This window comes from Cobetia marina (assembly GCF_001720485.1).
GTDB classification, from domain to species: Bacteria; Pseudomonadota; Gammaproteobacteria; order Pseudomonadales; family Halomonadaceae; genus Cobetia; species Cobetia marina.
The window spans coordinates 2,978,365-2,989,906 of the sequence record NZ_CP017114.1; the positions used below are offsets into that span (position 1 = coordinate 2,978,365).

The 11,542-nt window shown below is 65.0% G+C and carries 9 protein-coding genes; 1 reads left to right on the forward strand and 8 read right to left on the reverse strand.

Annotated features, from left to right (window positions below):
- Positions 1 to 11: 11 nt before the first annotated feature.
- On the forward strand, positions 12 to 962 hold the full coding sequence (locus BFX80_RS12510; protein WP_077372342.1) for an AEC family transporter: 951 nt from the start codon (positions 12 to 14) through the stop codon (positions 960 to 962).
- 111 nt (positions 963 to 1,073) lie between these two features.
- On the opposite strand, the gene sixA is transcribed toward BFX80_RS12510, so the two are convergent.
- From sixA to BFX80_RS12550, 8 genes are all read right to left on the reverse strand, one after another.
- A complete protein-coding gene (gene sixA, locus BFX80_RS12515; protein ID WP_084209086.1) occupies positions 1,074 to 1,583 on the reverse strand; it encodes a phosphohistidine phosphatase SixA in 510 nt (169 codons plus the stop codon).
- A gap of 141 nt (positions 1,584 to 1,724) precedes the next feature.
- Positions 1,725 to 2,852 (reverse strand): NAD(P)H-dependent glycerol-3-phosphate dehydrogenase, encoded by a 1,128-nt coding sequence (locus BFX80_RS12520; RefSeq protein WP_084209087.1) that lies wholly within the window; start codon positions 2,850 to 2,852, stop codon positions 1,725 to 1,727.
- Between the two features lie 309 nt (positions 2,853 to 3,161).
- On the reverse strand, positions 3,162 to 4,550 hold the full coding sequence (locus BFX80_RS12525; protein WP_077372333.1) for an NAD(P)(+) transhydrogenase (Re/Si-specific) subunit beta: 1,389 nt from the start codon (positions 4,548 to 4,550) through the stop codon (positions 3,162 to 3,164).
- Positions 4,550 to 4,882, reverse strand: a complete 333-nt coding sequence (locus BFX80_RS12530; protein WP_077372330.1) for an NAD(P) transhydrogenase subunit alpha — start codon at positions 4,880 to 4,882, stop codon at positions 4,550 to 4,552. Before BFX80_RS12530 ends, BFX80_RS12525 begins: the two co-directional genes overlap by 1 nt.
- Complete coding sequence (locus BFX80_RS12535; RefSeq protein ID WP_205632706.1) at positions 4,879 to 6,111, reverse strand: NAD(P) transhydrogenase subunit alpha; 1,233 nt, start codon at positions 6,109 to 6,111, stop codon at positions 4,879 to 4,881. The genes BFX80_RS12530 and BFX80_RS12535 overlap by 4 nt, the downstream gene beginning before the upstream one ends.
- Before the next feature lie 607 nt (positions 6,112 to 6,718).
- A complete protein-coding gene (locus tag BFX80_RS12540; protein ID WP_167593041.1) occupies positions 6,719 to 8,365 on the reverse strand; it encodes a protein adenylyltransferase SelO in 1,647 nt (548 codons plus the stop codon).
- 34 nt (positions 8,366 to 8,399) lie between these two features.
- Complete coding sequence (locus BFX80_RS12545; protein ID WP_084209089.1) at positions 8,400 to 10,493, reverse strand: AAA family ATPase; 2,094 nt, start codon at positions 10,491 to 10,493, stop codon at positions 8,400 to 8,402.
- 69 nt (positions 10,494 to 10,562) lie between these two features.
- Entirely contained in the window at positions 10,563 to 11,477 is a 915-nt protein-coding gene (locus tag BFX80_RS12550) for a glucosaminidase domain-containing protein (protein WP_084209090.1), read from the reverse strand.
- Between the last annotated feature and the right edge of the window lie 65 nt (positions 11,478 to 11,542).

An 11,542-nucleotide genomic window follows, 5' to 3' on the forward strand; every position in this document is an offset into this window, starting at 1 on the left:
GAGAGACTGGAATGAACGACATGCTGGCGCTGTTCGTCGCGACACTCAACATCACCGTGCCGGTCTTCGCGATGGTATTTCTGGGACTGGGTCTCAAGCGTCTCGGCTGGATCGATGACACCTTCATCGGCACCGCCTCTTCCCTGGTCTTCAAGGGCACCATGCCCGCACTGGTGTTTCTGTCCATCGTGCGAGCGGACCTCGATCACGCCCTGCGCCCCGGCATGCTGCTCTACTTCGCCTGCGCCACGCTTGGGACCTTCCTGCTGCTGTGGGGCTGGGCCATCTGGCGCATTCCGCTGAAGGAGCGCGGCGAGATCGTCCAGGGGGCGTTTCGTGGCAACTGTGCCATCGTCGGGCTGGCACTGGCAGCCAACCTCTATGGCGATCTCGGCCTGTCGATGGGCGGCATCCTGATGGGCGTCGTCATCCTGTCCTACAACATGCTGTCAGTGGTGGTGCTATCGAGTTATCTGGGCGATGGCCGCACCAGCTGGAGTGCCATCGCGCGCGGCATCATCACCAACCCGCTGATTCTCGGTGTCCTGGCGGCGCTGCCCTTCGCGGCGTTCAGCTGGCAGCTGCCACAGTGGCTGGAAACCTCCGGTGACTACTTCGCGCGCATGACGTTGCCGCTGGCGCTGATCTGCATTGGCGGCACCCTCTCGATGCGCTCACTTCGCGAAGGCCGCCAGCTGGCGCTGAGTGCCAGCCTGATGAAGATGATCAGCGTGCCACTGGTGGCCACGGCCTTCGCCGTGCTGCTGGGCTTTCGCGGCACGGAACTCGGTGTGCTGTTCCTGTTCTTCGCCTCACCGACGGCGGCGGCAAGCTTCGTGATGGTGCGGGCCATGGGCGGCAATGATCGCCTCGCCGCCAACATCATCGCCATCAGTACCCTGATGGCCGCGCTCACCATCACCCTGGGCATCTTCCTCCTCAAGCTGAGCGGATTGGTCTAGCACCCTTCGGATGACGCAACGCAAGCGCCCCCGACAGCGAATGGCTGACGGGGGCGCTTGCGTCTGAAGCTCATGTCCCGGTCCCGGTCCCGGGCACGCGCCTGCGCGTGTTCAGTAAAGCTCCGCCGGGCTGACGAAGTGGTGCAGGTCCGCCAGACCTGCCGCCCAGATATCGGCATCCAGCCACGCCAGACTCGCGGTGGCAAAGGCCAGCTGAGTGCTGCCGGGGCCATCCACCAGCGCACTGGCCAGGCTCGACACCAGCGGGTTGTGGCTGATGATCAGCCAATCACGCGGCTCACGCGCCTCGCTGCAGGGCGGGACGTGGGTCTGCAGCCAATCCAGCACCGGCGTGAGCGGGTCATCCGGGGTGATGATTTCCAGAGTCGTCTGTTGCTCACCGGCAAGCTTGAGCGCCGAGGAGACTTCCTGCGCCGTCTGCTGGGCACGGGTGAAGGGGCTGACGACGAGGGTCAGACGGGCACGGCGTTCCGCGGGCAACTGATGCGCCAGCCATTGCCCCATGCGGCGGGCTTCTTCACGCCCTCGGGCGCTCAATTCCCTGCTGGCGTCCGGCGAGCCGGAGCTTGCCTCCCCGTGACGCATGATCAATACACTCATGGCTTTCTCCTGAAGGGTGACTACCGCGCGGGACGAAGATCCGCCCTCGCCGGTCGATGACAGTGCTCGCACGGCCGGAGCGCCGAGCGAGGAACGGGGTGGCACCACTCAGCCGAAACCACCCCATGGAATTGAGAGTCTTCAGGAGCCATCAGGTTCCAATTGACGCGCCTGCTTGACGGACTCGCGCGACAGCACGAATTCCACATCCGTGGATTGCTCACCGCCCATCAGGGCGCGGGCCATGTGGTGAGGATCGACATCCTCGAAGAGCACCTTGGCCATGCCATTCACCAGCGGCATGTAGATCTCCAGACGCTCTGACTCATCCTGGACCAGCCGCACCGTATTGACACCTTCCGCGACCTGCCCCAGCACCTCCACGGCCTGATCCAGAGTACGCCCCTCCCCGAGGGCGTAGCCGACCCGGTAGTTGCGCGACAATGGCGACGAGCAGGTGACGATGAGATCCCCCACGCCAGCCAGGCCGAGGAAGGTCATCGGATTGGCGCCCTTGGCCACGGCGAAACGGCTCATCTCGGCCAGCGCCCGTGTCATCAGCATGGCACGCGTGTTCTCCCCCATGCCCAGGGCCGCCGCCATGCCCGCGGCGATGGCGTAGATGTTCTTCAGCGCCCCGCCCAGCTCCACCCCGTAACGATCATTGCTGGCATAGACCCGGAAGTAATCACAGCCGAAGGCCGTCTGCACGCGTGCGCGGGTGTAGGGGTCATCCGAGGCGATCACCGTCGCGGTCAGCTGACGCTGAGCGATCTCACTGGCCAGATTGGGGCCGGAGAGCACGCCGATGTGGGAGAAGCCGGTTTCCTCTTCCAGCACCTCGCTCATCAGGGTGAAGCCTTCGCTCTCGATCCCCTTGGTGGTCGCGACCAGAATCTGCTCCTCGCGCAGATGCGGGCGCGCTTGACGCACCACACTGCGAAACGCCTTGGAGGGAATCGCCACGCACACCAGTTCCGCCTCCTTGAGGGCCTCTGCCATGTCGGTGGTGGCCCGCACGGCCGAGTTGATGACGAAATCCGGCAGATAGCCCGAATTGCGGTGCTCGGTGTTGACCTCTTCGGCCTGGCTTGCATCACGCATCCACTGGGTGACATTGGCACCATTGTCGGCGGCGATCGAGGCGATCGCGGTGCCGAAGCTGCCGCCGCCCAGCACACAGACATTCAAGCCGGCTGCCTGCGGTGCACTTTCCGAAAGCTCGCGATCACGGATGGCGCGACGAGGAGCGGGTGAAGAGGCAGACATGAAGACTCCTGATAGTGGCGTAAGAAGGAGAAAGAAACGCGGATTCGGCAACTGTCGCGCATTGTACCTCTAGTCAGTGCCTATCGTCGGCACCTGTCGGGCTGCCCTCGCAAGCCAAAGCCTGCGTGGGCGATGACATCCTGACAGTGGTGGCGATGACGTCATATTCAACTCTCCTTGATGAGGGATGGCGAACACGAAAACGCCGGCAACTCTCAAGGCAGGAGCCCCGGAAGTTGCCGGCGTCGTCACGAAGGCCGATGGCCATCGCGTCTTGCATCAGGCAGCGATCACCGCCCGGCAGTCAGTTCAGAGTGTCTTGAGCGCCGTGATCATGTCGCCCACCACCTTCTGACCATCGCCATAGACCATGCGCGTGTGGTCCAGATAGAACAGGTGATTCTCGACACCCGAGAAGCCTGCCCCCTGGCCACGCTTGATCACCAGCACGTTGCGTGACTGATCGGCATTGAGGATCGGCATGCCGTACAGCGGGCTAGAGGGATCGTTCTTGGCGACCGGATTGACCACGTCATTGGCGCCGATGACCAGCGTCACGTCGGTGTTCTCGAAGTCGTTGTTGATCTCGTCCAGGTCCGCGATCATGTCGTAGGGCACCCCGGCTTCCGCCAGCAGCACGTTCATGTGGCCCGGCATGCGACCGGCGACCGGGTGGATCGCGAAGCGCACTTCCACTCCACGCTCGCCCAGCAGCTCGACCATCTCCCAGACCTTGTGCTGCGCCTGGGCCACCGCCAGACCATAGCCCGGCACGATGATGACGCGCTCGGCGAAGGCCAGCTGCACGGCAGCGTCCATCGGATCAGAAGCCTTCATGCTGCCTTCGATCTCACCCTGCTCCGCGCCGCTTGCGCCACCGAACTGCTTGAACAGCACGTTGCGGATCGGTCGGTTCATCGCCTTGGCCATCAGCTGGGTCAGCAGCGTACCCGCCGCCCCGACCACGGTACCGGCGATGATCATCGCGGCATTGCCCAGCACGAAACCTTCCATTGCCACCGCAAGGCCCGTCAGCGCATTGAACAGCGAGATGATCACCGGCATGTCCGCGCCGCCGATGGGCAGTGCCAGCATGGCGCCGAACAGCAGTGCCAGCACGAAGAACACGATCACCAGCGAGCTTGACGGCTCCACCGCCGCGATCACCACCCCGAGATAGATCGCCAGGCCCAGCACGATCATGTTGATCAGCTGCTGATTCTGGAAATGGACAGCCTTCTTGATGCGCCCGTCCAGCTTGGCCCAGGCGATGATGGAACCGGAGAAGGCCACCGCACCGATCAAGGCGCCGAGCACGCCCAGCCACAGGGCCAGCGAGCCGTGCTGCTCGATCAGTCCCGGGTTGTCGCTCATGCGCATCAGCTCGACCGCGGCGATCGCCGCCGCCGCGCCGCCGCCCATGCCGTTGTAGATGGCGATCATCTGCGGCATGTCGGTCATCGCGACCTTCTTGCCCGAGTACCAGGCAATGCCGCCACCGATCACGATGGCCAGCAGCATCAGCCCGTAGCGCCCGTCAATCTGCGGGTGCAGGAAGGTGAGCAGCGTGGCCACGACCATCGCGATCCCGGCCCAGTGGATGCCGCTGCGCGCCGTGGTGGGGTGCGACATGCGCTTGAGGCCCAGAATGAAGACCACCGCCGCGGCGAAATATCCTGTTTCGACCAGCCAGTTCATCAGCGAGCCTCCTTGTCGTTGATGGCGTTGGCCGCGTCAGCGCCCTTGCTGCGATCACTGGCCTTGAACATTTCCAGCATGCGCTCGGTGACGACGTAGCCGCCCACCGCGTTCCCCGCACCCAGCAGCACGGCGATGAAGCCGATGAACTGCTGCATGCCGGTCTCGGCCTGGCCGAGGGCGATCATCGCCCCGACCAGCACGATGCCATGGATGAAGTTGGAACCGGACATCAGCGGCGTATGCAGGATCACCGGTACCCGGGAGATGACCTCGTAGCCGACGAAGGCCGCCAGCATCAGGATGTATATGGCTGAGAGTCCTTCGATCATGCGGCGTCCTCCGCGCGAGCGCGTACGTCATCGTGGGTGATGCGGCCCGCTTCGGTCAGGCGCATCGGGCCGAGTACCGCATCCTCGAAGTCCAGCGACAGTTCGCCATCCTTCATGAAGGGTGTCAGCAGGTTGAAGAGATTCTTGGCGTACATCTCGCTGGCATTGACCGACAGGCTGGAGGCCATGTCCAGCGGGCCGAGTACCGTGACGCCGCCATGTTCGACCCGGGCACCGGGCTGGGTCAGCTCACAGTTGCCGCCCCCTTCCGCCGCCAGATCCACCAGCACGGCGCCGGGCTTCATGCCCTCGACCATCTCGCGGCTGATGATGCGCGGCGAAGGACGCCCCGGAATCGCCGCGGTGGAGATCACCACATGGGCATCGCCCATGTGACGCGCCAGTGCCTCGGCCTGCTGGGCGCGCTCCTCATCGGTCAGCTCACGGGCGTAACCACCCTCACCGGAGGCATCGACACCGGTATCGATCATCTTGGCCCCCAGCGACTCGACCTGCTCACGGGCGGCTGCGCGAATGTCATAGGCCCAGACCTGCGCGCCGAGACGCTTGGCGGTGGCGATGGCCTGCAGCCCCGCGACACCGGCCCCGACCACCACGACACGTGCCGGACGCACGGTGCCGGCAGCGGTGGTCAGCATCGGGAAGAATACCGAGGACTCGTTGGCCGCCAGCAGTGCGGCATGATAGCCGGCCACGGCGGCCTGGGAGGACAGGGCATCCATGCTCTGGGCACGCGAGATGCGCGGCACGAACTCCATGCACAGGCTGGTCAGCCCGCGCTGGGCAAGCGTCTGGATCAATTGCGGATTCTGATACGGCGTCATCAGGGCCACGATGACCGCGCCCTCACGGAAGTCGTTGATCTGGGACTCGCTGGGCGTACGCACGCAGAGGATGAGGTCCGCCGCGGCACGTGCCGCCGGGATGTCCTGCTCGGCGACGATGGCGACTCCGGCCTGCTCGGCATAGGCGGCATCATCGAAGTGCGCATGGCGCCCGGCGCCGCTCTCCACGTGCACGATGGCGTCGCCGGAGTCAGCGATGGCGCTGTCCAGATGACGTGCCAGCTTGCCGGCCGTCACCGGGTCCAGCGCGACACGACATTCTCCGCGCGCCAGGGTGGGGTCTGCGCTGCCCTGCTGTCCGTCTGCGGCCTGCGAGACAGTATCGGGCGCACGCATTTCACGCACGACAAGAATATTCAGCATCGCGCACCTCGTTTCACATCCATGTTCATGCCAGAGGCTGCCAGCCTTGAAAGGTTCATGGCGTCGTTCCTGTTGAGCGCTGATTCGCGTCATCCTTGCCTGCCCGATGCGCTTTCAGCGACGTTATTGTCTGTCACAGGTGAGGCGTGCCGGAATCGCAAGCCGCGGGTCACGCACGGCCAAGAGGCCTGACATCCCCTGTGACACGATGAGTGTCCAGTATCAGTCTTTTCTCGTCGGTATATCAGGGTCAAGCGCTGCATTGCAAAAAAGGCAATAAAATCAATCATAAAGCTAACGTTATGCGCGACATAACAGTGAGCTTATGCCTGAACGACACTCTACATCTCGCCAAGCGACTGATTTCCAATGAGTTTGTGAATCAGGCCCTTCCAAGAATAGCTCAGCTTTGTGTTATGCATCGCATAATCTCAAGCTTATGGCTGTTGCCGCCATTGCCACGGGTAAAGGGATGCCACCGAAGCAGCCTCCCCTCGTGATGGCGCCGAGGTGAGTGCCAGCGCGTGATCCCGGCATTGCGCCCAGCGGATGCTCGGCCAGCGCTTGCACTGTCAGAAAGCGGTCCAGCCCTCTCGCCAGGCGCGGCTCAGGAAGAGCAGCTCATGCAGATCGGTGCGGCATTCGCCGCCGGCGGGCGTGTCCAGTCATCGACGAGTTCCGCCTCGACACCCTGCGCCTGACCGAGTGCCTGCGCCGCCTCGAGACTGCCCTCTTCAGGACGATGGAACGGGGCACCCAAGCGCTCACGGAACGCTTCGAGCGTCGTGTCATCGCCCTGCTCGACCCGCGCGATCACTTCCAGCAACAGATGCGTGCGCGGCACGTAGAGCGGGTTCACACCCAGCATGGCGAGGCGCCGCTGGCGCTCATCATCGGCGGAGAGCCCGATGGCCATGACACGTGTCTGATAGCGTGCAAGCCAGGCCGAGGCTTCATCGCGCGCCTGTGCCGAGTTGCCGTGCGGCCCACGCTCGCCCGCCAGGCGCACGACCAGCGCTTCCGGCGCGGCCTGCGTGACATCCCAATGGCTGAGCAGACGATAGGCGTGGGTGTGATCCACCTTGCCGGCCGCCAGCAGCTCACGCCATTGCTGCACCAGTGTCATGTCCTCATCCCGGGAATCCGGCAGCCCGAGACGCGCGCGCATCAGGCGAGCATATTCGCGCTGCAACTCGCCTTCATAGGCGCCCAGCGCGGCGGAGAGCGCTTCCACATCGATCAGCGGCGACAGCGCAATCCCGAGGCGCTCCAGGTTCCAGAGCCCGATGCCCGGCTGCTGGGCAAACCCATAGCGCCCGGCCTGGTCGGTATGGTTGGGGATCAGATTCTCTTCGTAGCCATCGAGGAAGGCATAGGGGCCATAATCGAAGGTCAGCCCCAGCAGCGACATGTTGTCGGTGTTCATCACGGCATGCACGAAGCCGTAGGCCTGCCAGGCCGCGATCAGTTTCGCGGTGCGAGTGATCACTGTCTCGAACATCAAAAGCGCGGCGGCGATGCGCGTCTCATCCGCCAGCGGCGCGCTGGGCGCTTCACCTGCGCGCGATGCCCCTTTCTCCGTGTCGGGCAGACACTCCGGGAAGTGCTCACGCAGGGCGTGGTCGATCAACGTCTTGAGGTCGGCGTGACGGCCGGAGTGCGCCAGCCACTCGAAATGTCCGAAACGCAGATGACTCTCGCAGACCCGCAGCACGGTGGCACCGGGCTCGAGCGTCTCGCGCTGGACCTGCTCGGCATTCACCGCCAATGCCAGCGCGCGACTGGTCGGGATGCCCAGCGCCGCCATGTATTCACTGGCCAGATACTCGCGCACGCTGGAGCGCACCACCGCCTGCCCATCACCGAAGCGGGAATATGGCGTACGCCCGGCTCCCTTGAGATGCAGGTCGAAGACGCTGCCGTTCTCGGTCTGAAGCTCACCGAGCAGCATGCCGCGCCCATCGCCCAGCTGCGGGTTGTAATGACCGAACTGGTGCCCGGTGTACTTCTGGGCCAGCGCGTCCATGCCCGGCAGCAGGCGCTCCCCCGCCATCAGCAGGCGAAGTGACTCGCGATCCTCCCGGCTTGACGCCATTTCCGCCACCAGCGAGCCCAGGCCCAGCAGGCGGGCGCAGTCAGGACTCACATCGGCCAGGCGAGTGCCTTGACGTGGCTGCGGCGCAACACGACTGAAGAAGTGCTCCGGCAGACGGGCGTAGCGGTTGTTGAAGCTCAATGACATCAGATCAGGCACGTTATCTCCGACAGCCGGGCTGTCTTCGCTGGATTCATTCATCGGAAAGCGGGTCGCGCGGACGCGGGGGCGTGACGGCGCCATCCGGGGATTCACGGGAGCTACGCTCCTCGTCACGGCCAGTCCCAGGGGCTGTCGCGGGAGGCGCTTCAGGGGTCAACAGGCTACGCAGCCCCCCTGGCGGACGCCCCGGCGGCAACTGGCTGGCCATGTCATACAGCTTGCGCGCCGTGCTGTCCCTGTGCGCCTGACGCTCCAGCGCCTGGAGGCCGTCGTCGTGACGAGGCCGGGTCTGCACATCGGGGGCCAGCTCGGCACCGGTCTGTCGGTGTTCGGCGGCGGCCCGAGTCGGACGCACTGGTTCGTCGACGGCCTGATGAGTCCGCTTGAGCATCAGACGCTTGCGGGGCGTCAGGGCGAGTTCGGCCAGCCGCGCACGTCCCCACCAGGGGTGAGGGGCACGGCTGCCATGGGCAGCCCCCGCCGCCTGCCCCCCCACGGCCGGACGCCACATCGCCAGCATCTCGGCGGGCAACTCCTGGATTAGAGGGAAGCGCTCACTCTCGGCCTGCGCCTGCCACCAGTGGCTCAGCCGTTCGTTGAGCACCAGCAGCTGTCGTGCCCGCGTGGCAGCGGTGTAGGTCAGATTGGTGACCAGCACCTGATTGGCTAGCTGCTGTCGTTCACCGGGCAACATCAGGTCATCCGCCAGCACGACGCAATCGAACTCCAGGCCCTTGGCGCGGAAGACGGTCCCGAGCATGACGCAAGGCAGCGTGACGGTCTGGTCGGCCAGGATGGCGGCCTGCAGATCACCATCCTGCCTGCGCAGCTCACCGATCCATTGATCCAGCGGCGCCTGCGCGTACCAGGAGGCCAGCTCGTGCAGGCTGCGCGCCTGATGATCATCGAGACGCGCGAGAGCCCCCAGCACCTGTGCCGGGGTCTGGCCAAGCCGCGTCAGTGCTGGCGGCAACTGACGCCACCATTGCTGCTGCTCGTGCCTGTCGCCCTGCTCCGCCAGCTGGTGGCAGCGCCACAGGCGCCAGTGGTCCAGCAGACCCGCCAGCGGATAGCCTTCGATGCCGTCCAGCCATGCCACCGCGATGCCACGCTGATGCAGTGCCAGCGCTTCACCCAGCGCCGCGATGGGCCCGGCACTGATCACGGCATGTCGCGCGCCGGCGGTCAGCAAGGCCTCACGCACACCTGGTGCCGCCAGACGCGTGGCAGGCCCGAGACCGCTCATGGCCTGCTCACGCGAGGTCGGGGAACAGGCCGCCAGACGCGTTCCCAGCGCGGCCAGTGACGGCCCGAATCGCCAGGCCCCCGGCAGGGAATAGACGGTGGCATCGCCAAGCAGCGGCGAATCCAGCGAGCTCAGCCCCTCGGCCTGGCGTGCCAGACTCTGGTGTGGGTCGCCGATCAGCAGCAGATCACAGCGCTGACGTCTCAGCATGGCCAGCAGCGCCGGCGTGGCGTCCTGGGCCTCATCCAGCATGACCAGATCGGCATCGAGCGACTGACCATGCTGGGACCACAGCTTGAGCAAGGCATTGAAGGACAGCGCCTGCTGATGGTCCGCCGGGTCCAGCAGGCACTCCCACACCAGTCGCATGCTCTCGACCAGCTGGCGCAGCTCATTGGCGCTCAAGCGGTCGGCGCAGCCCTCCGGCAGATGCTCCGGCATGGGCACGGCATCACTCAGCGTGAAGAAGGTATTGAGTCCCTGGGCGATCAGGCTGCGCGACTGACTGGACAGGCTGCCCAGCCAGTTGAGGCTCTGGGGCGACAGTCGGCGCGTGATGTCCGGCTGCCGCTTGAGCTTGTCGCCGTACTCTTCCTGCAGCGCCTGACGCGCCAGCTGGTGCAACGACAGGGACTGGACATTGGCCGGCAGCTGGCTGGCCGTACGTCCCGCGACCGCCGGGTTGAGTGAGGTATAGATGAGGATCTCATCGGCATAGGTCCGCGCCAGCTCCACCATCAGGACGGTCTTGCCGCTGCCGGCACAGGCTCGCACCACCACGCAATCGCTGTTCTCGGCACTGGTGGCCGGCGTGCGATCGCGCAGTCGCGAGGGAAAGGGGTGGGCGAGAATCCGCCGTTGATCATTGCTCAGATGCATCGGGGCATGATCCCTTCTGTCAGACCGTGGGACAAGCGATTCACGCAGGACGATATCCAGCACCAGGGCTCACGACAAGACACCATTGGCCGCCAGGCGCTCACGCACGGTACGGATCAGGCCGCGATTCCAGCGCAACAGCTCATTGAGCGTCGCGAAGTAGGCCTCGCCCCGGGTCGAATAGGCGCCCAGCATCGGGATGAGATCCTCGGCGCGCACCCGTTCACCGGCATTGCGCAGGCGGGCCCGCAGCTGGCGCATCCTGGCATAACGCGGGTTGGCATTGAGGTTCTGGTAATAGGCGGCCAGCCCCGCCTCCAGACTCTCGAAGCGCTGATATTCACGCCCTGCCCGGCCGGTACCGCAGCCGGAGGTGAAGCAGCGCATGCCGAACAGATTGTTGGCGTTGCGGGCGTGACCGGACGTCCCCCAGCCGGACTCCTCGATGGCCTGCACCATCACCATGTCCAGTGGCAGGGTATCGATGCTCGCCAGCAGGTCGTCCCAGGGAATGCCGATGTCCGCGGCGCTGACGCTGCAGCGCTGCTGCGCCTGCTCGCACAGGGCATTCAATCGCTCCTGCTCACGCTCGCTGTAGTCTCTGCCGGCCTCGCCTGCTCGCCGACGCATCGCCTGCAGCCAGTCACGCTGTTCCGAAAGACGCTGATTCTGGGCCACCACCAGCGGGATCATCAGCTCGAAGAAGGCGACCTTGCGTGGATTGCCGGCAGCAAGGACACGCAGGTCCGGCATCTGATGGGTGGTGTCCCTGACCAGCAGCTCGTCATCCAGGCGTGCCGCCTCGGCGACCGAGCACACGGCCATCACCACCATCAAAAGGCAGAGGCCGGATCGACGTTGCATGCGTGACCTGGCAAAACGGCGCAGGAGTCGCTCGCCGGTGGCCAGCAGGCCACGAGCCATCGCGAGAGGCTGCAGGGACTGATGACGGTTCGGGAGTCGACAGGAAAGCAGGTAGGTCATGCGCGGCGCTCATGTGATGAGACATGTGATGAGAATGGACACATCCAAGACGCATAATCACTGGC

What these genes read in the sequence shown, in the direction of transcription:
- BFX80_RS12510 (WP_077372342.1), top strand. Translation starts at nt 12, where the DNA reads ATGAACGACATGCTGGCGCTGTTCGTCGCGACACTCAACATCACCGTG.
- sixA (WP_084209086.1), bottom strand. Translation starts at nt 1,583, where the DNA reads ATGAGTGTATTGATCATGCGTCACGGGGAGGCAAGCTCCGGCTCGCCG.
- BFX80_RS12520 (WP_084209087.1), bottom strand. Translation starts at nt 2,852, where the DNA reads ATGTCTGCCTCTTCACCCGCTCCTCGTCGCGCCATCCGTGATCGCGAG.
- BFX80_RS12525 (WP_077372333.1), bottom strand. Translation starts at nt 4,550, where the DNA reads ATGAACTGGCTGGTCGAAACAGGATATTTCGCCGCGGCGGTGGTCTTC.
- BFX80_RS12530 (WP_077372330.1), bottom strand. Translation starts at nt 4,882, where the DNA reads ATGATCGAAGGACTCTCAGCCATATACATCCTGATGCTGGCGGCCTTC.
- BFX80_RS12535 (WP_205632706.1), bottom strand. Translation starts at nt 6,111, where the DNA reads ATGCTGAATATTCTTGTCGTGCGTGAAATGCGTGCGCCCGATACTGTC.
- BFX80_RS12545 (WP_084209089.1), bottom strand. Translation starts at nt 10,493, where the DNA reads ATGCATCTGAGCAATGATCAACGGCGGATTCTCGCCCACCCCTTTCCC.
- BFX80_RS12550 (WP_084209090.1), bottom strand. Translation starts at nt 11,477, where the DNA reads ATGACCTACCTGCTTTCCTGTCGACTCCCGAACCGTCATCAGTCCCTG.